General features: G+C 66.9%; 19 protein-coding genes and 2 pseudogenes. 8 read left to right on the top strand and 13 right to left on the bottom strand.

What is annotated here, in order from left to right; translation table 11 throughout:
• Positions 1 to 31 precede the first annotated feature (31 nt).
• The 5 genes and pseudogenes from LRR16_RS05960 to LRR16_RS05980 form a co-directional block, all read right to left on the bottom strand.
• A complete protein-coding gene (locus LRR16_RS05960; RefSeq protein WP_232205157.1) occupies positions 32 to 1,483 on the bottom strand; it encodes an aminotransferase class V-fold PLP-dependent enzyme in 1,452 nt (483 codons plus the stop codon).
• 304 nt (positions 1,484 to 1,787) lie between these two features.
• On the bottom strand, positions 1,788 to 2,459 hold the full coding sequence (locus tag LRR16_RS05965) for a response regulator transcription factor (protein WP_053823934.1): 672 nt from the start codon (positions 2,457 to 2,459) through the stop codon (positions 1,788 to 1,790).
• Complete coding sequence (locus LRR16_RS05970; RefSeq protein ID WP_232205158.1) at positions 2,425 to 3,972, bottom strand: cache domain-containing protein; 1,548 nt, start codon at positions 3,970 to 3,972, stop codon at positions 2,425 to 2,427. The genes LRR16_RS05965 and LRR16_RS05970 overlap by 35 nt, the downstream gene beginning before the upstream one ends.
• Before the next feature lie 471 nt (positions 3,973 to 4,443).
• Entirely contained in the window at positions 4,444 to 5,451 is a 1,008-nt protein-coding gene (locus tag LRR16_RS05975) for a tripartite tricarboxylate transporter substrate binding protein (RefSeq protein WP_232205159.1), read from the bottom strand.
• Positions 5,452 to 5,474: 23 nt separating this feature from the next.
• Positions 5,475 to 6,655 (bottom strand): annotated as a pseudogene (locus LRR16_RS05980) (M20 aminoacylase family protein).
• Between the two features lie 164 nt (positions 6,656 to 6,819).
• On the opposite strand from LRR16_RS05980, the gene LRR16_RS05985 reads away from it, so the two are divergent.
• The 3 genes and pseudogenes from LRR16_RS05985 to LRR16_RS24490 form a co-directional block, all read left to right on the top strand.
• A complete protein-coding gene (locus LRR16_RS05985; RefSeq protein ID WP_023264301.1) occupies positions 6,820 to 7,728 on the top strand; it encodes a LysR family transcriptional regulator in 909 nt (302 codons plus the stop codon).
• A gap of 151 nt (positions 7,729 to 7,879) precedes the next feature.
• On the top strand, positions 7,880 to 8,545 hold the full coding sequence (locus tag LRR16_RS05990) for a response regulator transcription factor (protein WP_232205160.1): 666 nt from the start codon (positions 7,880 to 7,882) through the stop codon (positions 8,543 to 8,545).
• A gap of 536 nt (positions 8,546 to 9,081) precedes the next feature.
• Positions 9,082 to 9,888 (top strand): annotated as a pseudogene (locus LRR16_RS24490) (sensor histidine kinase); the annotation flags it as partial.
• 69 nt (positions 9,889 to 9,957) lie between these two features.
• On the opposite strand, the gene LRR16_RS06000 reads toward LRR16_RS24490, so the two are convergent.
• Entirely contained in the window at positions 9,958 to 10,755 is a 798-nt protein-coding gene (locus LRR16_RS06000) for a MipA/OmpV family protein (protein WP_232205161.1), read from the bottom strand.
• 421 nt (positions 10,756 to 11,176) lie between these two features.
• Here LRR16_RS06000 and LRR16_RS06005 point away from each other — a divergent pair, with 421 nt between their 5' ends.
• The gene (locus tag LRR16_RS06005; protein WP_232205162.1) at positions 11,177 to 12,436 is read left to right on the top strand and encodes a phosphatidylserine decarboxylase family protein; all 1,260 of its coding nucleotides are present in this window, start codon (positions 11,177 to 11,179) and stop codon (positions 12,434 to 12,436) included.
• On the opposite strand, the gene LRR16_RS06010 is transcribed toward LRR16_RS06005, so the two are convergent.
• Positions 12,408 to 12,629: a hypothetical protein gene (locus LRR16_RS06010; protein WP_174780218.1), complete on the bottom strand. Its 222-nt coding sequence runs from the start codon at positions 12,627 to 12,629 to the stop codon at positions 12,408 to 12,410. The genes LRR16_RS06005 and LRR16_RS06010 overlap by 29 nt on opposite strands.
• Positions 12,630 to 12,911: 282 nt before the next feature.
• On the opposite strand from LRR16_RS06010, the gene LRR16_RS06015 reads away from it, so the two are divergent.
• Positions 12,912 to 13,586 (top strand): heavy metal response regulator transcription factor, encoded by a 675-nt coding sequence (locus tag LRR16_RS06015; protein ID WP_006576095.1) that lies wholly within the window; start codon positions 12,912 to 12,914, stop codon positions 13,584 to 13,586.
• A 4-nt stretch (positions 13,587 to 13,590) separates the two neighbouring features.
• Complete coding sequence (locus tag LRR16_RS06020; RefSeq protein WP_232205163.1) at positions 13,591 to 15,021, top strand: heavy metal sensor histidine kinase; 1,431 nt, start codon at positions 13,591 to 13,593, stop codon at positions 15,019 to 15,021.
• Positions 15,022 to 15,142: 121 nt separating this feature from the next.
• Here the strand turns inward: LRR16_RS06020 and LRR16_RS06025 are convergent, their stop codons facing one another.
• The 3 genes from LRR16_RS06025 to LRR16_RS06035 all read right to left on the bottom strand — a co-directional run bounded on the left by LRR16_RS06025 (position 15,143) and on the right by LRR16_RS06035 (position 18,185).
• Positions 15,143 to 15,841 (bottom strand): ProQ/FinO family protein, encoded by a 699-nt coding sequence (locus LRR16_RS06025; RefSeq protein WP_064575238.1) that lies wholly within the window; start codon positions 15,839 to 15,841, stop codon positions 15,143 to 15,145.
• A gap of 84 nt (positions 15,842 to 15,925) precedes the next feature.
• The gene (locus LRR16_RS06030) at positions 15,926 to 16,924 is read right to left on the bottom strand and encodes a tripartite tricarboxylate transporter substrate binding protein (protein ID WP_232205164.1); all 999 of its coding nucleotides are present in this window, start codon (positions 16,922 to 16,924) and stop codon (positions 15,926 to 15,928) included.
• A 46-nt stretch (positions 16,925 to 16,970) separates the two neighbouring features.
• Positions 16,971 to 18,185, bottom strand: a complete 1,215-nt coding sequence (locus LRR16_RS06035) for a CaiB/BaiF CoA-transferase family protein (protein ID WP_232205165.1) — start codon at positions 18,183 to 18,185, stop codon at positions 16,971 to 16,973.
• Positions 18,186 to 18,305: 120 nt separating this feature from the next.
• On the opposite strand from LRR16_RS06035, the gene LRR16_RS06040 reads away from it, so the two are divergent.
• A complete protein-coding gene (locus LRR16_RS06040) occupies positions 18,306 to 19,217 on the top strand; it encodes a LysR family transcriptional regulator (protein ID WP_064575243.1) in 912 nt (303 codons plus the stop codon).
• On the opposite strand, the gene LRR16_RS06045 is transcribed toward LRR16_RS06040, so the two are convergent.
• Both LRR16_RS06045 and LRR16_RS06050 read right to left on the bottom strand, forming a co-directional pair.
• Entirely contained in the window at positions 19,162 to 20,736 is a 1,575-nt protein-coding gene (locus tag LRR16_RS06045) for a UdgX family uracil-DNA binding protein (RefSeq protein ID WP_232205166.1), read from the bottom strand. The two genes, LRR16_RS06040 and LRR16_RS06045, sit on opposite strands and share 56 nt — an antisense overlap.
• Positions 20,733 to 21,944 (bottom strand): putative DNA modification/repair radical SAM protein, encoded by a 1,212-nt coding sequence (locus LRR16_RS06050; RefSeq protein ID WP_232205167.1) that lies wholly within the window; start codon positions 21,942 to 21,944, stop codon positions 20,733 to 20,735. Before LRR16_RS06050 ends, LRR16_RS06045 begins: the two co-directional genes overlap by 4 nt.
• A gap of 128 nt (positions 21,945 to 22,072) precedes the next feature.
• Between LRR16_RS06050 and LRR16_RS06055 the strand changes: the two genes are divergently transcribed.
• On the top strand, positions 22,073 to 23,056 hold the full coding sequence (locus LRR16_RS06055; protein ID WP_232205168.1) for an SOS response-associated peptidase family protein: 984 nt from the start codon (positions 22,073 to 22,075) through the stop codon (positions 23,054 to 23,056).
• A gap of 42 nt (positions 23,057 to 23,098) precedes the next feature.
• Here the strand turns inward: LRR16_RS06055 and LRR16_RS06060 are convergent, their stop codons facing one another.
• The gene (locus LRR16_RS06060; RefSeq protein ID WP_232205169.1) at positions 23,099 to 24,625 is read right to left on the bottom strand and encodes a Fic family protein; all 1,527 of its coding nucleotides are present in this window, start codon (positions 24,623 to 24,625) and stop codon (positions 23,099 to 23,101) included.
• Positions 24,626 to 24,735: the final 110 nt, after the last annotated feature.

Consider the following 24,735-nt stretch of genomic DNA (forward strand, 5'->3'; position numbering starts at 1 on the left):
GCTGACTCTTGTTGGAAAGGAGGGAGGTCGGTTATGCCATGGCGCCGGACAGATTCCACATCGAGTCCACCAGCCGGTCGATGTCGTTCGCGTCGTGCCACAGATGCGTCGAGATGCGAATGCCGTAGTGCTGCGCGGGCGCGCCGATGACTTCGAAATTGACCGAGCGGATCACGAAGCCCGGCGAGAAGTCGCTCAGCATCCGGTTGACGAACGTCGTGGCCTTCTGCTGGTTCATCGCATCGTCGCGATTGCGGAACGGGTTGAAGCAGGTCAGCGCCGACACCAGCTTCGGATCGTCCTTCGGCGAGTACAGCGAATCGATACCCCAGCGCTCGACGATCTTTTCCTTCAGATAGGCCGACAGCGTCAGATCGTAGGTCTCGATCTTTTTCCTGCCGATCGAATCCCACATTTCGCAGGCCCGTGCCAGCGCACGGAACATCGGCACATGCAGGCTGCCGCAGGAGGTCACCGTGGCGGCGATATCGTAGGCGCCGCGCGGCTGCTGCCTGGCGTAGGAACTGGTATGGATCGGGAACCAGTCGGGCAGCGGCAGCGGGTTCGATGCGCGCATCTTGTTGCGGATGACCAGGATGCCGGTCGAGCCGGGGCCGCACTGCCACTTGTGGCCGGCGCCGGACATGAAATCCATGCCGAGGGCGCCGTAGTCGTACGCCATCATGCCGGGCAGGTGCGCGCCGTCGACGATGCTGATCAGCCCGTGCGCCTTGACCACCTCCATCAGGTCGGCGATCGGCAGCATGGTGCCGGTCTTGTAGGTCGGCGACGACCACATCATCGCGCGCACCCGCTTGCCCTGGCCCTTCAGGGCACGGATCCGTTCGTCGAACAGCTGCACATAGGTGCTGGCGCTCTGGCGGTTGCCGGTCGGCAGCTGGATCATCGACACCTCGATGCCATAGCGGTCGACCGCGATATTGAGCGGCGTCAGGCCGCCGCCGTGCTCGTGGTTGGTGGTCACCACCACATCGCCCGGCTCCCACTTGATGCCGAGAATCGCATGGCACATGCCCGACGAGGTGTTGGCCGAGAAGGCGAGCTCGTCGCGATCGACGCCGAAGCCCTTGGCCACCGCCTCGCGCAGGTCGGCGAGGTTGCCGTAGCCGCTGGAGGAATCGGCCGCCTTGGCGAAGTTCTCCTGCTCGAAGGTATCGAGCACGACCTGCGGCATCGAGCCGCCGGTGCCGATGTTCATGTAGACCTTCTCGGGCTTGAGCACGAACATGCCCTGAACCTGTGCCCAGAAGGCTTCGTCCTGCGTCAGCTGCGAGCGCAGGTCCGATGCCTGCGCCGATGCATCGTTCGAGCAGGCGCTGATCAGCGGCCCCAGCGCCAGCGAGCCGGCGCCATAGGCCAGCATCCGAAGAAATTCGCGCCGCTTCGGTGTCCACGTCACCAGGTCCTCCGCCTGCCATTGCGTCGCGACTGCCGGTCTCTGCGTTTGCTTCAGCTCGTCCATGGTGCTCTCCCGTTTTGGTCCAACGATCTCGGTCCAACGATCGGCGCATCGGCGCATTGCGTATTTGAATATTCGACCATTCGAACATTTGAACGCATGGCGCCTGTCCGAAAAAAGTCTACGCAAACTACGGTCCAAGCATCAGGACGACTTTCCCCTACGCAGTAATACCGAGAGCGCGATGTGAAGGCACGCAGAAGGGCAATGCGCAAGCGAGGCGCGCCTGCGCGTTGCGCCGCGACAGTGCGCTCGCACCGTGCGGCGGCACCATCGCGGGGATGGTGCCCCAGGAAGGAGAAAAGCCTCAGCAGTCCGTCGCCAATGCCTCGTCGGCCAATCCGACGGCATGCAGATCGGAGAAGTGAACCGCGTACTTGACGAGCTCCGCGCGCCCGCCGACCTGCAGCTTGCGACGGACATGTAGGCGATGCGTCTCAACCGTCCGCACCGAGGTGCCGAGCCGCTCGGCGATTTCCTTGTTGGAGTAGCCCTCGGCCACCAGCTTCAGCACCGTGGCTTCCTTGGGCGTCAGCGTCCGCCGCGATGACGGCGGCGGCTCGTCGGTCCGCAGGTACGCCTGCAGTTCGGTATTGAGATAGGTGCCGCCCGCGGCGACCGTGCGGATCGCGGTCACCAGCTCGTGTGCCGGCGCTTCCTTCAGGACATAGGCCGCGATGCCGAGCGCGAAGGCGCGGCGCACGTACTCGGGGTCCTTGTGCATCGACAGCGCGACGACCCGTATCGACGGAAACCGCTCGGCAAACCGCGTGGCGAGCTGCAGGCCGTTGGCGTCGGGCATGTGAATGTCCGATACAACCAGGTCGGGACGACGCTGCTCGGCCACCGCGATGGCATCCTCGACGTTGGACGCCTCGCCGACCACCGTCATTTCGCCGGTGGCCTCCAGACGCAGGCGGACGCCGTCCAGCACGAACGGATGGTCATCGACGAGCAGCACACGCAGGTTCGAGGTCATGCAGCAGGGCTCCTTGCAGGGGGACGGCGGGCTGGATAGCGGGCGGGGTATCGGCCTGAACGGCGGGCGGAACGGCGGGCTCGGGCGGGCGCAGCGCCAGGCGTACCTCGACACGTGTGCCGTCCGCTCCGGTATGGATCGCGAAGTCGCTGCCCTCCAGGCTTTCGATGCGCTCGCGCATATTGCGCAGGCCGATGCCGCCCTGGCGGTCGGCGCGCACCTTCTTCAGATCGAAGCCCCGGCCGTTGTCCTCGATCGTCAGCTCGACATGGCGGTCGGTACCGCTCAGCGCGATCTGGACCCAGCCGGCATGGGCGTGGGACAGGGCGTTGTTCAGCGCCTCCTGTGCGACGCGGAACAGCGCCGTGGCCTGCGCCTCGGACAGCGCCGGTATCGCACCGTGTTCGGCGAAGCGCAGATCGACCGGGCACTGTGGCCGCAACTGTTCGACCAGCATGCGCAGCGCGGCGGCCAGACCCAGGTCGCTCAGCAGGGCCGGATGCAGGCCGTGCGAGACGCGCCGGATCTCGACCAGCGCCTCCTGCAGGCGGCCCAACCCCTGCGCCAGCAGTTCGTGCGGGGCGTGGCGGCGTGCCGGCGGCGCGACCTGTTTCTGGTCTTGTCCTTGCCCTTGTTCCTGTTCCTGCTCGAGATGGACCTGGGCGGTCTCCAGCAGGTACTTGGAGGACACCAGCACCTGCACCACGCCGTCGTGCAGCTCGCGCGCGACGCGGGCGCGTTCCTCCTCCTGCGAGCTGACCACGCGCCGAGCCAGCCGGCGCAGCTTCTCGCCGGAGATCCGCGAGTTGTGCAGATTCAGCGCGAGACCGCCCAGGCTGATCAGCATGATCGAGCCGAGCGCGAACGCGCTGATCCGGATCTGCGTATCGCGCAGCGTGCGGGCCGCATTGGCGTCGAAAGCAGCGAGTTCGCGCTCGATGTCGTCCATATAGAGGCCGGCGCCGAGGATCCAGCCCCATTGGTCGGCGGCGCGGACATAGGACATCTTGGGCGCTTCGGTACGCGACGAAGGCTTGATCCAGTTGTATCGAACAATACCGCCGCCGGCGCGCGCCTTGTTGATCAGCATCATCGCCTGGTCGCTGCCGGTATCGGCCGGATCGCAGAAATCGACGCCGTCGATCCCCATGCTGCCCGGGTTCAGCAGCACATTGCCGAGCCGGTCGTAGACGAAGAAGTAGCCGTCGTTGCCGAAGTGCATGCGGGACAGCGCGGCCAGCGCCTGCTGCTGCAGGTCCGCCTCCTCGCCGCTGCCGTGGGCGATGCGCACGAGCGTGGCATGCCCGAGTTCGACGTAGTGGCGCAGCTCCTTTTCCTTGCTGGCCACATAGACCGCCTGCACCTGCTGGCGGTCCTGCCGCGAATGGCTGACCATCTGGTACGAGACTGCCCAGGTCACCAAGACGAAGACCACCAGCATCAAGGCCGCGAACAGCGCGACCGTCCGCATGCGGATCGTCAGGCTTTGCACACGTGGGGGCAAATGGATCATCGAGGGGCGCCCAAGAGCCGGTCGTATTCGGATTCGGCAAGCCGTGGGGATGGCCGCCGACGAAACACCGAGGCGGCGCCGAGCAAATGCCGACGCCGCCGAACAAATCGATTCCTCCCAGTTCGATTTATCGAATCAGCCCGCTGCGCGATTTCAGTATCCGCGCTTTGTCAGGCTGATTCTCGACCCCTCGCGCCGATCGACGAACAAGGACTGTTTGGTCGATTGGCATGACGAAAGCTATGACGTTTTGTGGCAAAAGGCAAGCGGTGTGCCAATGCCGGCCAGGCCTTGCCGCACAAGCGAATGGGCGCCTGGAAAGGGAGTGCGCATCGATCCCAAATGTCAATGCGGGTAGGCACGAAGAACATTGCAGACATACGCGTCAATGGGCGCGGCACGCGGATACCAGAGACCCCCGTGCTCGACTGCCGCACTGCACGAATGCCTGTTGCTGGCCGCTGTCATGGCCTACGCGCCGTTGGTCTTGCGCCCCACGCTTCGCACCAGTTGCGTGACCCGCGTCAGGTAGCGCTCGAAGACCTGATTCGCCTGCGCCTGGCTGTCGATCGGCTGCGCGACGGTGCGGCCCTCCGCTTCGAGCCGGGCGCGGATGTCCGGCTTGGCCAGCGCCTCGCCGATCGCCCTGCGCAGCACCGCCACGCGGCTCTCGGGCGTGCCGGTCTTGACGAAATAGCCGCCGCTGATCGTGTACTCGAAGTCCGGCACCAGCCGGCTCTGCGTGATCAGCGGAATGTGCTTGAGCGCCGGCGGCAGGGCCTTCGAGAAGCTGGTCAGGATCCGCAGCCGCCCTTGCTGCTGCATGCTGTCGAAACTGGACTGGTAGGGCAGGATGGCGAAGTCCACCTCGCCGCCTGCGAGGCCCTGCAGCGCGGGCGCGCCACCCTTGTATGGCACATGCAGGAAGGTCGTGCCGAGTTTTGCCGCCAGCGCGTCCCCCATCAGGTGGTAGATCGAATCGATGCCGACGGTGGCATAGGTCAGCGGCTTGTCCTTGCCCTGTCTGGCCTGTTCCAGAAACCGGTCGAAGGTCTCGGCCGAAATGCCGCTGCGCACCATCAGCACGATCGCGGCGTCGCTGATCGGCGCGGCCAGCATGAAGTCCTGCGGCTTGTAGCGGGCGGCCGGATTGAGCATCGGCGCCAGAAAGACCTCGTTGATCGAGCCGTGGAAGAAGGTGTAGCCGTCGGCGGGCGCGCTCAGCACCTTGTTCGCGCCGATCAGGCCGGTACCGCCGCCGTAGTTCTCGACCACGACCTGCTGCCGGACGGTCTTGCCGATCGATTCTCCGAAGATGCGCGCCGACGTGTCGCTGGCACCGCCGGCCGGATAGGGCACCACCAGGGCGAGAGGCTTGACCGGAAAGCTGTCCGCGAACGCGGGCAGCGCGCCCAGCGCAGAGGTCCCGGCGACAGAGCCGGCATATTGAAGGAAACGGCGGCGATTCAGAGATGGCATCGATGTCCCCCGGGGAACGTTGGTCAAACCAGGTAGCTTTGCGCGAGGTGGGCCCAGAACGCGGCGCCAACCGGCAGCGCCCTGTCGTTGAAGTCGTACAGCGGGTTGTGGACCATGCAGCCGCCGTCTTCGCCCAGGCCGTTGCCGAGCCGGACATAGGCGCCGGGCCGGTGCTCGAGCATGTAGGCGAAGTCCTCGCTGCCCATCACCGGCGGCCGCTCGACCACGTTGTCGGCCCCGACCAGGCGGATCGCCGCCTGACGTGCGAACTCGGTCTGGACGGCATGGTTGACCAGCACCGGATACTTGCGCTCGTAGACCACCTCGCTTTGCAGGCGGAAGCTGTCCGCCTGCGCGGCCACGAACCTCCGGATGCGTTCCTCGACGAGGTCGCGCACCTTCGGGTCCAGCGTGCGCACGCCGATCTTGATCGTCGCGGTTTCCGGCACGACGTTGTAGGTGCTGCCGGCCTGGATGGAGCCGACGGTGATGACGGCCGGCTTCAGCGCATCGATCTCCCGGCTGACGATCGATTGCAGCCCGAGCACGATGCTGGCGGCGCACTGCATCGCGTCGATGCCATGGTGCGGCATTGCGCCGTGCGCGCCGCGGCCGCGCAGCGTCACCGTCGCGCGGTCGAACGAGGCCATGGCCGGCCCGGTGATGACGCCGATCTGCCCGACCGGCAGGCCGGGCGAGTTGTGCAGCGCGTAAATTTCATCGCAAGGGAACCTGTCGAACAGCCCTTCCTCGACCATGCGCAGCGCGCCGCCTTCGTTCTCCTCCGCCGGCTGGAAGATCAGGTTCAGCGTGCCGTTGAAGTCGACCGACTCGGCCAGGTACCTGGCCGCGCATAGCAGGATGGCGGTGTGGCCATCATGGCCGCACGCGTGCATCTTGCCGGCGACGGTGCTGGCGTAGGGCAGGCCGGTCTTTTCCTGGATCGGCAGTGCGTCCATGTCCGCGCGGATGCCGAGCGACCGCTGTCCGCGTCCCTTGGCCATTGTCCGACGACGCCGGTGGTTCCCAGTCCACGATGCACCTGGTAGCCCCATGCGGCGAGCCGTTCGGCGACGAGCTCGCTGGTCTGGCGTTCCTCGAAGGCCAGCTCGGGATGGGCGTGGATGCGCCGGCGGATCGCGACGAATTCGGTCGACAGCATGGCGATGGACTGCCGCAGGGCATCCAGGTTCGAGGCGTTCATGGCGGTAGGCGATTCGAATGGTGCGCACCATTCTGCTTCCGCGGCCTTCCCGCATCCATGACAATGATGGCGGTAAATCGTTGTATAAATGGCAACAGTAAAAAAACCGGTGCCCGCGCGTCCGAATGGGAGTGGGGCGGCGGACAACACGGGGGAGAGACGTCATGGAGCATGTGCTGGACCGCAAGCGGGCGCTGTGCCTGCTGCAGATCATCGAGACGGGCACGGTGCGCGGCGCCGCCGACGTGCTGGAAGTCGATCCGTCGGTGGTGAGCCGGGCCGTGGCCCGGCTGGAGCAGGACCTGGGCGTGACGCTGCTGGAGCGCAGAGGGCGCGGCGTCGTGGCCACCGATGCCGGACGGCTGCTGGCGCTGTTCGCGCGGCGCCAGCAGGATCTGAGCGATACCTTCCTGGCCGAGATCAACAATCTGAAGAACGCGCAGCAAGGCCATGTGGAACTGGTATTCGGCGAGGGCTTCGTCGACCTGGTGCTCGAGCCCGTGCTGCAAGGATTCCTGCGCAAGCATCCCGACGTGACCTACAGCATCCAGGTGGCCGGCACCGATGAAACGGTACGGCATATCCTCGAAGACCTCGCGCATATCGGCTTTGCCTTCCAGCCGCCGAACGATGTCAGGCTGCGCTCGCATTATTCGCGGGTCTCGCCGATCCGCGCCCATGTCCGCAAGGACCATCCGCTCGCGCGCCGGCGCCGTGCGCTGACGCTCGCCGACCTTGCACCCCATCAGGGCGCCGCGCTGGCCGAATCGTTCGGCGTGCGCAAGCACGTGCAGGCTGCCGAACTGGAAGAACACATCACGCTCAAGCCGATGCTGGTGACCAACTCGTTCAAGGTGCTGTGGGAATTCGCGGCGATGGGCCTGGGCTATATCCTGACGCCACGTTCGGTGCCGCTGAAGGGGCCGCAGTTCAAGCAGCTGGTGTCGCTGCCGCTCGCCAGCCCGATTCTCAACAACAGCCGCATCCACGTGATCACCCGTGCCGGCCGGCCGCTGTCGCCGGTGGCCGACAGCCTGCTGCGGCATGTGGTCAAGGCCTTCCCGCTGATCTGAGGGCCCGCGCCGCCGGAACGAATGTTGCTCCCGACGCAACGTTCTTCCACGTCTTAATCAACGCTTAATGTCGCGCTGGCATCCTCGCGTGCCCGCGACCCCATTCCAACTCTCCATTCCGACTCTCCATACGTTCCCAATGACAAGCGCCATGGATTTGCTGCTGGTCGAAGACGATCCCATGCTGGCCGAGGTCATCTGCGATGGCGCCCGGCAGAACGCCTGGCGGATCGACCATGCGGATTGCGCTGCCGCGGCCCGCGCCGCGCTGGTCGACCATGCCTATTCGGCGGTGCTGCTCGATATCGGCCTGCCGGGCGAGTCAGGCCTGACGGTGCTGCGGGCCATGCGGGCCGGCTACGACGTCACGCCGGTGCTGATGCTGACGGCGCGCGGCCAGCTGAGCGAGCGGATCGAAGGGCTGGATGCCGGCGCCGACGACTATCTGGTCAAGCCATTCCAGGTCGACGAACTGTGGGCGCGGGTGCGCGCGGTGATCCGGCGCAGTCAGGGCAGGGTGGTTCCCGTGTTCAGCTGGGGCGAAATCGAGCTCGATCGCAGCCGCCGGGTGGTCACGCGGGCGGGGGCCCGCGTTCCGCTGAGCGCCCAGGAGTACCGGACACTGCTGGCGCTGCTGGAGCGCCCGGGCCGCGTCATCACGCGGGAACACCTGGAGCGCGTGGTATACGGCAACGCCAGCGCGATCGAGAGCAATACCATCGCGGTGTTCATCCATCAGTTGCGCCGCAAGCTCGGCGAGGGCCTGATCACCACGGTGCACGGCCATGGCTACATGATCGGGGAGTCCGGCGCATGAAGTCGCTGCAGGGCAGGCTGCTCGCGGTGATGGTCGGCGTCATCGTGCTGTGCTGGGTCGTGTCGCTGGCCGCGCTGATGGTGTATCTGCAGCACAGCCGCTCCAGCATCTGGGACGACAAGCTGCAGGCTTTCGCCGCCCGCATCGTCCGCGCGCTGCCGGCCAACAAGAAGGCGTTCAATCTGGTCGGGCCGGGCCGCGAGGTGCGCGACGACGACGGATCCCCCGAGTTCGACCTGGTGATCCAGATCTGGTCGCAGCGCAAGCTGCTGACCGTGCAGAGCCCGCGGCCGCGTGCCCAGGCCACTTCGCCGGCGGCCGCGCTGAAGCCGGACTTCGTCGACGGGTTTGCCACGCGTGTCATCGACGGCGAACGCTGGCGCGTGTATGCCATCTCCGATAGCACCGGCACCATGCAGGCACAGGTGGGGATTCCGCATGCCATCATCGACGCCGAGGTACGCGAGGCCACGATGCACGCGCTGATTGCCAACAGCGTGCTGCTGGCGCTGGTCGGCGTGCTGTTGTGGCACACGATGCGCCGATCGCTGAAGCCGGTCGCGGTGCTGGAGCGGCTGGTGCGCGATCGCACGACGTTCGACCTGACACCGCTCCCATCGACGTCCTTGCCGACCGAATTGCAGCCGCTGGTGCAGTCGTTCAACCGCGTGCTGGCGCAGCTCGATCAGGCGGTGGAGAGCGAGCGGCGTTTCATCGGAGACGCGGCACATGAACTGCGCACGCCGTTGTCCGCGCTGCAGGCTCAGGTGGAGGTCGCCATGCGCGCCCCCAGCGGGAAGGAGAAGGACACCGCGCTGGAAAAGCTGCTGGCCACGGCCAAGCGGACGACGCGGCTGGCGGAACAATTGCTCGATCTGGCCCGCCTCAATGCCTGTGGCCAGGCGCCGCACGAACCCGCCGACCTCGGCAATCTGGTACTGCATGTCGCCAGCGAGTTCGAGGTGCAGGCCGAACTGCAGGCGCGCCAGCTGTCGGTGGAGACCGGGGGCGGGTGGATCGCCTGCAATGTCGACGAGATCGGCATCCTGCTGCGCAATCTCGTCGACAACGCGCTGCGGTATACGCCGCCGGGCGGCCGCATCCATGTCGCCTGCGGGACCGCGAATGGCGGCGCAGGCGGTGCGGTCTATCTGGAGGTCGCCGACGACGGGCCGGGCGTGCCGGCCGCCGAGCGGCAGGCGATCTTCCGGCGCTTTCACCGCGCCAGCGGAAATCGGGTCCGCGGCAGCGGCATCGGCCTGTCGCTGGTCGCCACCATTGCGCAATCGCACGGGGCGCGCATCGAGACGGGCCCCGGCCTGGACGGCCGGGGCTTTCGCGTACGGGTCGTCTTCACGCCGGCCGAGCCGATGCCGCCATCGGCATCGGCTGCGGTGTCGTTCCCCGGCGGCTCAGAACCGGTACAGGTAGCCAACCTGCACGGTGGTCGTGTTGGAGCGGTCGACGATCGGGCTGTCCTTGATTCCCGAACCCAGCCGCGTGGCGCTGACGTCCAGGAACAGCCCGTGATGGCGCGCCAGGCGGTAATCCACGCGCAAGCCCGCGGTGAAGTTGACGGTTGAATCGCCCTGATATTGCGGCCGGCCGATGCGCGCCTCCGACGCCCTGACGCCGTAGTAGTAGTCGACGTTCTGGCTGCTGAGCCATTGCGCCGAGACATGCGGCGTCAGCCGGAAATTGCCATATTGGAAGCCGCGGCTGACCTGCAGCGTGGCCCGGTTGCCATCGGCCGAGCCGAGCCATTCGGCCGAGACATTGGCGATGGGGTTGTGCCAGATCGCCGCACCGCCGAACCAGAGCCTGGCGTTGCGGTCGGCCATGCCTTCCAGCGCTCCAGAGTCCGAGGCCTCATAGCCGTCGCTCAGGCCGTAGCGCGTGCGCAGCCGGAACGAGACCGGGCCCAGCGAAGGCAGCTTCAGGTCCGCAGTGAGGCCGAACACATGCACCCACCGGTTCTCGTACGACAGCACCGGAATCACGCTGTAGTCGGTGCCGATATCGCGATAGGGCTTGCGCCGGGCCGCGGCGCCGACCCCGAGGCCCCACTGCGATTCGCCGGGCTGCAGGGCGGCATCGGCAACCTGCGCCCAGCCCTGTGGCGTCCACAGGCTGGCCAGCAAGGCAATGGCCGCCACAGCGGCCGGATAGCGAATGGGTGTCGCGCGGCGACGAGATCTGGTTCGGTTCATTCTGGATGGGTAAGGCGAGGGTGGATCGGGAGGTCAGCAGGGCGGGCGATCGGCTGCGCCTGCTCCACGCGGGCACGCGCAAGCGCCAGTGCCCGGCACCGCAGGCACAGGCATGGGCCGTCGATGGCGGACGCAGGCGAGCCAGCCGGCGCCGCGGGTGCAGTCGTGGCGGAGCGGGGAGGAAGCATGGGAATCGGCACGGGACACCTTGCTGTTGCCGGGGCCGCCAAGGGCTGGCGTCCCACGGTGCGAATCGTGCCGATGCGGGTTTAAGAAGTTATTAGCGACGGCGCCGCTGCCGACGAGGCACTGCCCATGTCAGACGCGCACCGATGACACGCGCAGGTCCGGCTGCGCATACTGGTCGGCATCACCATGACCTTGCCCGCGGAATATGAATCGACCGCGGCGTTGCGACGCCATGCCATCACGGAACGCGCCTTCTTCCCCTGCCAGCGAGCGCAAGCGCCTCGGCAACTGGCTTCCCGCCGACGAGTCCGCCGTGGCCGAATTCAGGCTGCGGCTTTGCCGGCAGGCCAGCGAGCACGCAAGCAGCAGTGGTCCCCGCTCAGAAGCGGTAGCTGCGCTGCATACCTTGTTGCGCGACGACGCTACGCTGCGGATGGGCCTGACGCGAGCGATCGGCGAGGCGACCGATGCGGGCTACGCGCTCGGATATCGCGACATCGACGAGCTGATGCTGGTGGTCGACTATCTGATGTCGTACGCGCCGCCGTTCAGCGACAGCAGCCTGGTGGTGTGCCCGCTCAATGCCGTGTTGGACTGGCCGATGTGCATGCCGTCGGGCTACGCGGTGTTCCGGCATCCGGTGTTCAACAAGCAGATCCGGCGCGTGCTGACGGCGTGGTCGGCGTTCCTCGGCGGGCCGCACTCGCGGGCGCACCTGAATACCGGATCGCCCGATGGCTGGTTCAGTGCCGAGGCGGACGCCAAGATCGGGCTCTCCCAATTCGTTACGCATCGCGAGCTGCCGTACTGGGGCTTCCTGTCCTGGAATGACTTCTTCACGCGGCGTTTCCGCGACGGCGTCAGACCGGTCGAAGGCGCCGACGACGGCAAGATCGTCGTCAGCCCATGCGAGGCAAAGCCGTACGCGCTGCGCCGCGAGGTCAAGCTGGTGGACGACTTCTGGGTCAAGTCCCAGCCGTACTCGCTGCGCGACATGGTGGGCGCGCACGAGGAAGACCTGGCGCGCCGCTTCGTCGGCGGCACGGTCTACCAGGCCTTCCTCAACGCGTACAGCTATCACCGCTGGCACGCGCCCGTCGGCGGCACCATCGTCAAGGCGTACAACCTGGCCGGCACCTACTACTCGTGCGCCGAGGCGCAGGGCCCCGATCCCGAGGGCCTGAACGATTCGCAGGGCTATACCAGCGCGATGGCCGCCCGCGCGGTGATCGTCGTCGAGGCCGACGACCCAGCCGTCGGGCAGATCGCCTGCGTGTTCATCGGCATGGGCGAGGTGTCGTCATGCAGGGTCGAGGTGGTGCCGGGCCAGCGGGTCAGCAAGGGCGAGGAACTCGGCTGCTTCCAATACGGCGGATCGACGATCTGCATGCTGTTCGAGCCGGGCAAGGTCGACGAGATCGTCTGGGACCCGACGCGCATCCACGATCCGCCGATCGTCAAGGTCAACGCGCATCTGGCGACGGCGCGGTAGCGGCGCCGTCGGTAAACACATCGCGCGTTCCCGCGCGCGCGCCGTCGGTGAACGGATCGACGCGGCCCTGATGGGCACCATCCAGATAGACGTTGCGTGCGCGGATATCGGCGGCGCTGCCCGCGCTCGCAAAGGCGGGCAGTGCGGCCAGGGCCAGCGTGGTGGTGAGCAGGGCGTGCTTGAGCATCTTCATCGTCAGCGTTCTCCGAAAGGGTTGGCCGGTTGCGACCGGTGAAGACAGTCTAGGGAGCGCTCCGCCACCACAGCATGACGGCGACATGACAATGCTGTCATGCGCGTCGGAGATGCCATCGGCGATGCGATCCCGGCGTGGACCCCGGCCATCGGGTCGACGGTTGTCACCGGCCGCTGCAGTCTGACGACGACATGACAAATTTGTCATGTTCGGCCGTGAGCGCCAGGATTGCGGTACCGTTACCGTCTTGCCGGCGGTCCGGCGATTCGTTGAATGTCGATGCGTGTATTGATTGTCGAGGATGAACCGAAGGCGGGGGCCTATCTGCACAAGGGCCTGACCGAGTCCGGCTTCGTCGTGGACCTTGCCCGCGATGGCGTCGATGGCCTGTCGCACGCCCGCGCGCACCCCTACGACCTGATCGTGCTGGACGTGATGCTGCCGGGCATGGACGGCTGGCAGATGCTGCGGGAGCTGCGGCGCGACCAGGACACGCCGGTGCTGTTCCTGACCGCCCGCGACGATCTGGCCGACCGGCTCAAGGGGCTCGAGCTCGGCGCCGACGACTACATCATCAAGCCGTTCGCCTTTGCCGAGCTGGTCGCCCGGATCCGCACGATCCTGCGCCGCGGCCCCGTGCGCGAGAACGAGTGGATCGAGGTGGCGGACCTGCGCATCGATGCCGTTCGCCGGCGCGTCACGCGTTCGGGACAGAAGATCGAGCTGACCTCCAAGGAGTTTGCGCTGCTGCATCTGCTGGCGCGCCGGCGCGGCGAGGTGCTGTCGCGCTCGCTGATCGCCTCGCAGGTGTGGGACATGAACTTCGACAGCAACACGAACGTCGTCGACGTATCGATCCGGCGGCTGCGCGCCAAGGTCGACGATCCGTTCCCGGCCAAGCTGATCCACACGCGGCGCGGCATGGGCTACGTGCTGGACGATATCGCGCGGTAGCGCCATGGTGGCCATCGCGAAGTCGCTGGGCACGCGCCTGCTTCCGCAATCGCTGACGGCGCGGATGGCGCTGGCCTTCGGCGCGCTGGCCGCCGCGATCATGGCGGCGATGGGCACCTATCTCGCCTCAGCGCTGTCGACCCAGCTGCAGGAACGGGACGAGGCCGAGCTCGTCGGCGAGGTGGTGCTGGTCCGCCATCTGTTGTCGGAGGTGGACTCGGAGCGGGCCGTGCGCGAGGGGACGCACCGGTTTGCCGATATCGCGCTCGGCCACGAGGGCCTGATCCTGCTGGTCCGTAGCCGCCAGGGCGAACCGCTGGTGACACTGAATCCTCGCCACGAGGTGGTGCCGCCGCTGACGGCCGTGCCAGCCGACGTGCATCCCGAACCTTCGATGCTGCAGACCTGGTATCCGCGCAATGGCGTGCCGTCGCGCGCGATCGCCGCGCTCGGCCGGCTCGGCGACAGCGACGAGACCGTGGAGATCGTCGTGCTGCGTGACGCGGGCTATCGCGCGGTGCTGATGCGCGACTACCAGTTCCATGTGTTCTGGGCGACGGTCTGCGCGAGCGGTGCCGCCGCCGCGCTCGGCTATCTGCTGGCGCGCCGCGGACTGCGCGGCCTGCGCAGGATGGCGGAGGAAGCGTCGGCCGTCACGACGAGCCGGCTGGCGACGCGGCTCGATGCGGGCACCGCGCCGAGCGAGTTGCGCGAGCTGGCGGACGCCTTCAACGGCATGCTGGCCAGATTGCAGGACAGCTTCTCGCGGCTGTCCGAGTTCTCCGCCGACCTGGCGCACGATTTCCGCACGCCGCTGAGCAATCTGATCGGGCAGACCGAAGTCACGCTGGCCCAGGCGCGCAATGTCGAAGAATACGAGGCGCTGCTCGAATCGAACCTCGAAGAGTACGACCGCCTGTCCCGCATGATCGAGAACATGCTGTTCCTCGCCCGTGCCGATCACGCGCAGGTCGCGCTGGCGCCGCGCACGCTCGATGCGCGCGCCGAGGTCGAGGCCGTGGCGGAGTACTTCGAGGCGGTGGCCGCCGAGCGCGCGATCTCGCTGTCGCTGCAAGGGCATGCGCCGGTGCGCGCGGACCAGACCCTGCTGCGCCGCGCGCTGACCAATCTGCTGGACAACGCGCTGCGCCATGCGCCGCAGGGCAGCCGGGTCTCGGTCATCGTCAGCGCCGAGCGCGAAGCGACCCGCATCCGCGTCGCCAACGGCGGCGCCGGCATCCCGCCCGAACGGCTGGCGCATATCTTCGGCCGCTTCTACCGCGGCGATCCGGCGCGCAGCAATTCGGCGCAGTCGACCGGCCTGGGCCTGGCCATCGTCGATTCGATCATGCGGCTGCACGACGGGCGGGCCACGGTTTCGAGCCGGCCGGGGCTGACGGTGCTGGAGCTGGCGTTTCCGCTGCCGGCCGCATGAGCGGTTCCGGGATTGACGGTGAACCGGGGGGAATGTTTGCGGCGCTCAGCTGCGAGGTGAATCGAGGTAATGAACAGCGATGGCTGCGGCAAACATCCGTGCGAGACAGCGACCGTCGCGGTCAGGCAGGGTCTGTCCGCTCGCCGTCCGCGACGGGTGGCGTGCCTTCCGTGGCGTCCGCTGGCGAAGCCTGGGCAGGTGCCGGGGAAGATGGCTTCGCGCGCCGGCTGCGCAGCTGCTCCAGATGCCGCGCGCGAGCGGCATCGCGCGCCGACACCTGGCCCGCTTCCGCGCCGGCCAGGTCGATCCGCGGCGCGCCTTCGGCCAGGCACGCCCAGTAGCGGCTGCCGCGGCACCATTGCTTCAGGGCGTCGCGCAGCTCCTGCTCTGTCATCTGCAATGCCGCGGCATGCGGCAGCAGATCGTCGTAGATGCCGATCTTCAACGGCAGCTTGGCGGCCGGCGCCTTGGGGAACGCGAGCGGGAACTGCTTCTGCAGCTTCCAGATGTTGCGCACGGTCGGATCGACCGGCTCTTCGGTGCGCCGGGCGGCTGCCGGCTCCCGGCGCGCCTTGCGCTGCGGCTTGCCGGCGCCGGTGCCAACGCCACCAGGCTTGGTGCCGCCATGTACCGCCTTGTCGCGTGCCGGTGCCTTGCCCTGACGATGTTGTCCCTCGTCTTGCGACTTGGCCTTGCCCTGAGGGGCCGTCGCCTCCTTGGCGGGGCGGCGTGCGTCGGATCGTCGTTCGGCGGGACGGCGCGAGCCCTCCCGTTGCCTGGCGAGTTCGGCTTTCAGTGCGGCGAGTTTTTCAAAGCCCATTTACGGTTCGGATAGCGAGTCCGGATAGCAAGTTCGGAGCGATTCTATCAGCGCGAGGCCATCCGCCGACGGGCCGGGGCGCAATTACGTCGCGCTGATGCCCTTCGCCTTGACGATGGCGCTCCAGCGATCGTAGTCCTTGTTCAGCCGCGCCTGCATCTGCTTGCCGTCCTGGAACGAGGCAATGGCACCGGCCGTCACCAGCTTCTGCTGCAGTTCCTTGTCGTTGGACAGGATGTCGCGCGTTTCGCTGGCGATCCGGTCGACGATCGGTTGCGGCGTATTGAGCGGCGCGATCAGGCCGCCCCACGAATCGAAGTCGAAGCCGCGGAAGCCCTGCTCGGACACCGTCTTCACGCCGGGCAGCAGCACCTTGGCATTGGGCGAGCTCAGGGCGATCGCCTTGAGCTTGCCGGCCCGGATATGCGGCAGCGCGGCTACGACGTCGGCAAACATGGTGCCGACCTGGCCGCCGAGCAGATCGGCGACGGCCGGCGCGCTGCCGCGGTAGGGCACGTGCATCATGTCGAAGCCGCCCAGGTCCTTCAGTTGCTCCATCGCCAGATGGCCGAAGCTGCCGGTGCCCGAACTGGTGTAGTTCAGCGGCGTCTTGCTGGCCTTGGCAAAGCGGATCAGGTCCGCCAGCGTCTCCACGCCCGGTACCACGTTCGGGTTGATGACGATGGCCATCGGCAGCACGTAGACGGTCGCAACCGACTGGAAGTCCTTCTTCACGTCGTACGCGCTGTTGTTGTACATCAACGGGGCCAGCAGCGCCGGCATGCCGAACATCGACAGGTTGTAGCCATCGGGCGCGCTCTTGATGAAGCCGGCGGTGCCGATCGAGCCGGAGGCGCCGGGCTTGTTCTCGATGATGACCTGCTGCCCCAGCCGTTCGGACAGCTTCTGCGCGACGATGCGCGCGGCGGTGTCCGTCGGGCCGCCGGCGGGGAAGGCCACCACCATCTTGATGATCTTGTCCGGCCAGCCGTTGCGCGCGAACGCGGCGGGCATCATCGCTGCCATCGAGGCGGCGGCCCCGGCCTTGAGCATCTGGCGGCGGCTGAGGGTCAGCTTGGTCATGTTGTTGTCTCCGTCTATTGAGAGCGTCGATTGGGAATTTCGATCGTCAGATGACGCCGCGCGATCGCAGATCCGCGATTGCGCCGTCGTCGAGCTGCAGCAGTTCCTTGAATACCTGCTCGGTGTGTTCGCCCATGTGCGGCGGCGGCATCCGCACCGGCATGCGCCGGCCGTCGATGGCGTACGGCGGCGCCAGCACCGACTGGGTACCCGCCTCGCTGTCCTCGTAGCGATGCAGCAGGCCGGCCTGGGCGGTGCGCTCGGACTGCAGCGCGTCGAACATGCCGAGCACCTCGCCGCAGGGGATCTGCGCGACGGTCAGGCGCTGCAGCAGTTCGGCCCGCGTGAATTGCCGCAGCGCCTCGCGCAGCTGCGGCAGCAGCGTATCGCGATGCCGCGAGCGCGCGGTGTTGGTGGCGAAGCGCTCGTCCTCGGCCCATTCGGGCCGGCCGATCACGTCGCGACAGAACCGCTGGAATTGGCCGTTGTTGCCGACGGTGATCACCAGCGGGCCATCGGCGGCATCGAACACGCCATAAGGCACGATCGACGGATGCGCATTGCCGAACTTGGCCGGATCCCCGCCCTGCAGCAGGGCCTCCATGCCGTAGTACGAGGTAATCATCAGGCCGCAGTCGTACAGGGCCATCTGCACATGGCGTCCGCGTCCGCTCGACTGGCGCGCATACAGCGCGGCGAGGATCGCCTGCGCCGAATACATGCCGGTGAACATGTCGACCGCGGCCACGCCGAACTTCAGCGGTCCCTGGCCGGCTTCGCCGTTGGTGGCCATCACGCCGGCCTCTCCCTGCACGACCAGGTCGTAGCCTGGCCGTTCGGCCTCGGGCGTGAAGCGGGCGTAGCCGGAGATCGAGCAGTACACCAGCCGGGGATTGCGCTCGGCCAGTTGTTCGTAGCCCAGGCCCAGCTTTTCCGCGCCGCCGACCTTGAAGTTCTGGATCACGACGTCGCTACGCGCGGCCAGCTCGCGGGCCAGCTTCAAGCCCGCTTCGCTTTGCAGGTCCAGCGTGATCGAGCGCTTGTTGCGGTTGGCGCTGTTGAAGTACGAGGTATTGCGCGTGCCGATGCGCAGGCCCCAGTCGCGGGTGTCATCGCCGCGGGCCGGGTGTTCGACCTTGATGACGTCGGCGCCGAGGTCGGCCAGCGCCATCGCGCACATCGGCCCCGCCAGCACGCGCGACAGGTCCAGTACCCGCACGCCGGCCAGCGGCAGCGATGCGGCATTGTTTTCATGATGCATGGTCAGCGTCCCCTCCCCGGGGACGATCCGGTGTTCTTGGTCAGCGCAGATTGTCTATATGTTGATAAAGTTTGACAATTGCAACGGGTAATCACCATACCTGACACCTCGGAGTTGACAATGGATTTGAGCGCGCTGTCTCTGCTGGTCGATATCATCGACGCCGGCAACCTGAGCCGGGCCGCCCGGCAACTGGGGATGAGCCGGGCGAACGTCAGCAAGCGCCTGAACCATTTCGAGCGGCAGCTGGGCGCGGAACTGCTCAGGCGCAGTACCCGCCAGCTCGAGCCCACCGAGCTGGGCCGCCAACTCTACGAACACGGCCGCGCGATCCGGCGCGAGCTGTTGGCGGCGCGGGAATCCGTACAGAGCCTGGGCAAGCGGCTCAGCGGCACGGTGCGACTCGCCGTGCCGAGCGGCTTCGGCCAGCACACGATGTCAGCCTGGTTCATCGAGTTCATGCGGAGGTATCCGGCCATCACGCTGAACGTGATCTTCGACAACGACATCGAGGACCTGATCAAGGGCGCGGTCGACTTTTCGATCCGCGTGATGGGCGAGACGCCGACCAATGCGGTGGCGCACAGCCTGGGGGACATCGAGTATGTCGCCTGCGCGACGCCGGAGCTGGCCCGCGAGGTCGGCATGCCGGGCTCGCTCGCGCAGTTCCGCGACCTGCCGCTGATCACCTCGGAGCTGACCGGCGAGCGGCTGCAACTGGCCGGACTGGGCGGAACCGCCGGCGCCCGGCCGCATATCCGCCCCCGGCTGATGTCGGCCAACTTCTTCTTTTTGCGCGACGCGATCCTGCAGGGGATCGGCGTCGGCCTGGTGCCGCAATACATGGTGGCCACGGATCTGGCGGCCGGGACGCTGGTTCGCCTGCCGCTGCCGCCGCGGGACCTGGCCTTCCTGCGGACCACGATGTATCTGCTGTATATGCCGGCCCGCTACCAGACGCGGGCCGTGACGACCCTCATCGCCTTCCTGCGGGAGAAGGCGACGGCGGCGATGGCGGCGATGGCGGAGTAACCGCGGCGGCGGCGAGTTCGCGGCCTTTCGCGATGGCCTGGGCGATCGCCGAGACGATGTCCTCGCGCTTGCCGGCGTCATCGACCCGCAACGCATAGGACGGGTGCCAGGTGGCGACCAGCCAGGCGTCGCCGAGCCGCACCGGCGCGTTCAGGTGGTCGCGCAGACTGGCCTTGGGGCCCAGCATCGCGCCGAGCGCGGTCGCGCCCAACGTGACGATGACCGAGGGCCGTACCCGCGCCCGTTCCTCGTCAAGCCAATGGGCGCAGGCCTCGACCTCGCGCTGCGCCGGCGTCTTGTGCAGGCGCCGCTTGCCCCGGGCGATCCACTTGAAATGCTTGACCGCATTGGTCACGTAAACCGAATCGGGCGGCACGCCGGCCCGGCGCATCGCCTCGTCCAGCACCTTGCCCGCCGGCCCGACGAAGGCGCGCCCGGCGAGATCTTCCTGATCGCCCGGTTGTTCGCCGACCAGCATGATGCGGGCCGTCTGGGGACCGTGGCCCGGCACGGCCTGGGTCGCATGGCGCCACAGCTCGCAGCGGCGGCATTGGTCCAGCGAAGAGGGCGCCGGGCGCAGCGGCTGCGCGTCCTCGGGATTCACCGCGACCGGCTTGCCCCTCATCGTGCCGACCGCGCCAGCCTGTGCGACGCGGCGGGCGCCGTTGCGGGCGTCGGCGATCATCGCCGGTATCAGGCGGCCCTCCGGCAGCCCCTTCCAGAAACGCACCGGCATGTGCTGCTCGAGCGCGGCTTCGTTCAGGCGGGCCGGATTGAAAATGCTGCGGTAATAGGCCAGCCACAGCGGCTCGATGTCGTCGGCGCTGGCGCCTTCGCGCAGCGCGTCGACATCGATGCCGGCCACCGCACCGGCCACCCCGCTGGCCGGTGTCTCGGACAACTGCAGCGTATGCCCGTCCCAGAGCGCCGCGCCCTGCGGCGTGCCGATCCACCACGACGAGCCGCCCATGCGGCGCGCGAAGTGGTCGGCGGCGTCGGCCAGCACGTCGTGCTCGGGCTCGTACCAGGCCAGGTATTCCGGGCTCCCGCCATTGCTGCGCCGATGAAACCGCACGTAGGCAATCATGTCGTGGTGGGCGCGCCGCACCGACTTGGCCATCGCGTGCAGCCTCGCGCCGTCTTCGTCGGCGGGCGAGGCCACCGCGCGATCGCCCTGGCACCATCGCCACAGCACCCGATAGAGGAAGGCCCAGCGTTGCGGCGAGCGGTAGCGCGCGGCTTGCTGCAGCAGGGCGGCCAACGCCTTCGATACGCGGATCGCCGGGGCGGCGCCGGCGGTGTCCTGGCGCTGCGCCGACGGCTCGCCATCGCCGGAAGGTGGCGCGGCGTCGGCATCGAGCAGCCTCAGCTGTTCCGTTCCCGTGCACGCTGCAGAACCGCGCTCCACCCAGGTGACGGCCTCTGGCGGCCAACCGGCCGCCAGCGCGCGCAAGGCTTGCGCACGCCAACCCGCGTAGCCGCCGTTGACCACCAGTACCGGCGAGCTGGCGCCGCTCATAGCAGCGCCAGCTGCACGGGCGGCGCGGCCAGCGCCCGCCGCAACTGCTCCGACGGCCGGTCCGCCTGCGCCGGCCGGTAGTCCTGCACCACGATGAACGGTTTGATCTTGTCCATCGCGCAGCGCAACCGCACCAGGTCCTGATAACGGATCGCGCGCGAGCGGCGCAGCTCCACCAGCCGCTTCGCATTGCGCATGCCGATGCCGGGCACGCGGGCGATCAAGGCCTGCGGCGCACGGTTCAGGTCGACCGGAAACGACTCGCGATGCGCCAGCGCCCAGGCCAGCTTCGGGTCGATGTCGAGCGGGAGGTCGCCGGCGGACTGGAACAGCTCCTCGGCCTGAAAGCCGTAGCCGCGCATCAGGAAGTCCGCCTGATACAGGCGATGCTCGCGCAGCAGCGGCGGCGCCTGCGCGGGAAGGCCGGAGGGACTGTCGGGAATCGGGCTGAACGCCGAGTAATACACGCGCTTCAGCTTGTAGGCGCCATAAAGCGTCTGCGCGGTCTGCAGGATCGTGCGGTCATCGGCCTCGTCCGCGCCGACGATCATCTGCGTGCTTTGGCCGGCCGGCGCGCGGCCCGGCGCGGACTTGTCGCTCTCCGCCTCTTCCTGGGCGAGCCGGATCGACCCCATGGCGCGCTTGATCGTATGCGCATTCTTCTCCGGCGCCAGCCGCTGCAGGCCGCCGTCGGTGGGCAGCTCGATGTTGACGCTGAGCCGGTCCGCATACTGGCCCGCCTGCGTGATCAGCCGGGGATCGGCGTCCGGAATCGTCTTCAGGTGGATATAGCCGCGGAACTGGTGTTCCTCGCGCAGCGAGCGCGCCACCTGGACCAGCTGCTCCATCGTGTAGTCGGCGCTGCGGATGATGCCGGAGCTGAGGAAGAGGCCGTCGATATAGTTGCGCCGGTAGAAGTCCAGCGTCAGATCGACGACCTCGCGCGGCGAAAAGCGGGCCCGCGGGACGTTGCTCGAGCGCCGGTTGACGCAGTACTGGCAGTCGTACTGGCAGAAGTTGGTCAGCAGGATCTTGAGCAGCCAAACACAGCGCCCATCGGGCGTGAAGCTGTGGCAGATGCCGGCCCCGGTACTGGCGCCCAGCCCGCCCTTGCCGAGCGAATCCCGTTTCGGCGCGCCGCTGCTGGCGCAGGAGGCGTCGTATTTGGCCGCGTCCGCCAGGATCTCCAGCTTGGTGAGCAGTTCCATCGGGAAACCATACTGTATGAATGTACAGTATTATAGGCGGGATCGAGCTGCCTCGGCTCAATACCGATGTCCGCTCCCTGCGATGGCTGCGACGATGGTGTACTCGTGAGCGCCAAAGGGAGAGTCCGATGTGCTACGCCGCGCAGATCAAGGCCGACTTCAGGAAGTTCACGCGCCAGTACGGCGCGGTGATGGGCCTTCGCCAGTTCTTCGAACTGTTCTGGCAAAAGCGCAAGGACCAGGAGTGGCAGAAGCTGCCCAAGGCGATGCGAGTCGCCTTCGCGCAGGGCGGCGGGGGAGGCGAGGAGGGCGACCCCGAAGAGCGCGAGCTGGCCGCGCTGATCGCCGCCGGCGACCGCGAACAGGCCAACGCGCTCGAAGCGGAGCTGTTCCGCCAGCGGACCCGCCTGGCGGAGGCCGAGCGCGCGCTTGCCGGGCGGCCGACCCGCAAGGCGGAGAACGAGCAGCGCATCGCCGCCGACAAGATCGCCCGGCTGCAGCAGAACCTGGCCGACCTGCAACGCGCCACGCCCGCCCCGGAGGACGCGATGATTTTCCCGGGCTATTACGCGCCGGTGATGATCGAGGTGGACGGCCGGCGCACGATCGTGCCGATGCGCTACCGCTGCCGGCTGCCCGGCTGGGACGTGTCGATGGAAAGAAAAAAGCCCGGGACGTACAACGCACGCCGCGACAATCTCGAGACGGCATGGCGCCAACTGTTCGGCTACCGCCACGGCATCCTGCCGATCCGCGCCTTTCACGAACACGTGGCCCGGCATCGGCTCGAGCACCGCGAACTCGGTCCGGACGAGAAGGAGCAGAGCGTCGTGCTGGAGTTCCGTCCCGATCCGCCGCAGGATCTGCTGATCGCCTGCCTGTGGTCGCGACACAAGGGCGAGGCCGGCGAACCGGACCTCTATTCGTTCGCGGCGATCACCGACGAGCCGCCGCCCGAAGTCGCCGCGGCCGGCCACGACCGTTGCGTCATTCCGATCAAGCCGCAGCACGTCGACGCGTGGCTCAACCCGGACCCTGCCAATCTGGCCGCGCTGTACGCGATCCTGGATGACCGCGAGCGGCCGTTCTTCGAGTATCGGCTGGCGGCTTAGCGGGGAGCGCCGTGGCCGCATGGCCGACGGGGATGGTGCGTATCAGCCTGACTGCCCGAAGGTGTTGAGGTATTCGTCGAACTCGTCCCGGACGATGCTTTCTATCCGTTCGACTTCATCGTGGGTCAGGTCTTCGAACAGCTTGCGCTTTCGCTTCGACAATTCTCCGTGGTTCTGCACGATGAGATCGATCAGGTTGGAAAGCCGCGACTGTGGCAGATCAAGCCAGCCTTCTATGCGCTCTAGACTGGCGTCGTAGGCTCGCAGGTATTGGATTTCCTGCGCCAGATCGTGCTCGACGCATTGCTCGATACACCTGAACACAAACTCGCACAACGCAGTCGCGTCGAACGACGCATACAGCCAATACGGTTGAGGCGACTTGATCAGAATCGTGTCGCTGTCGGCGTCCAATGCGTAATTGAGCAGTGCGGTGCGCGGTGCCGAGTACGCCTTCAGCAAGCCGGCATAGGTGTCGATCTCCTTGAGCATGCGTGCAGATATGGGCAGGACGACGCCTTCCGGGGTGACCCCGGCCTGCCGGAGCAGGTGATGGATCAGGAAGCGGTGCAGACGCCCATTGCCATCGTAGAAGGGGTGAGCGAACACGAAGCCGAAAGATGCGCAGGCAGCCACAACGATGGGATGGACAGTCCCTGTCTGAATCAGGCTGGCCACCTGCGAAATGCCTTCCATCATTGCGTCAAGTTGCTCGGGATTCGGAGGAATATAGTCCGCCATATTCCGCATGCGGCCACCGCGCGAAAGCCAGTTTTGCCTGTCGCGATACGAATACTCGCTACGCGGGCCCGAGATGATTTCGTTTTGCCATTCGCATAGCTGGTCCTCGGTCAAAGGTCCAGGTGCGCCGGCAAACTGAAGCAATCGACGGAATTTCGCCACGCGCTGGTTATCGGGCACCTCTCTCTCGATCGAGTATGTCGAACGGGTTTCGGCGAGATACAGATAGTCGACGGCCCGGGCCAGCACCTCTGGCTCAAGGCGCTCAATCGCCGCGGCGACCTTGTCTGGCAGGTCAGACGCGATCCAGGCCGCGAGTTCGTCGGTGCGTCGCACCACCGGACAGAATGCAGGCGGTCCGAGATGGTTGTTCTGGACGCCGAACTGGGTATCGTTCTTGACGGGGCCGGTGATATACGCGCGTTCGTCGAGCGCCGGAATGCGGGGCGCGCCGGAAGGCACGTTGTAGTCGAACTGGGCTCCAGCCAACCATTTGGCGTAGAAACCGCTCAATCGGGCATAGCGCGACGTGGGCGCGGCTCGGAGCCATTCCTGCACGGCCTCGATGGCCTCCGGGTGCTCGAACAGTGCCGCCAGGACAGTCAGGTCCAACTGTTCCTTCTTCAGCGCAAAGAAAAGGTGATCGACGATCGAGTCGCCGCCGCGGTACCTGTTTCGCGGGTAAATCACACGAGTGGTGCCATAGGGGCCAGTGTGCCGAGTCAACACGCCTGTCTTGTCGGCCAGCTCGTACGTCGAGCGCAGCGGCGGCACGCGCAGATCGAACTTCTGGACCAGCGCCATGTAACCGAGTGATGTAAGTGCCATATTTTGCGATGCAACTTTGGGCGGTTTGCTCGCGGCAGCTTACCAAACCTTCTACTCGACTTACCAGAATATCTATTTTTTGCCCTCGGACTTACCGTTTCATCTATGGG

Origin of the sequence: Cupriavidus sp. UGS-1 (assembly GCF_021213615.1) — a bacterium.
Classification (GTDB): Bacteria; Pseudomonadota; Gammaproteobacteria; order Burkholderiales; family Burkholderiaceae; genus Cupriavidus.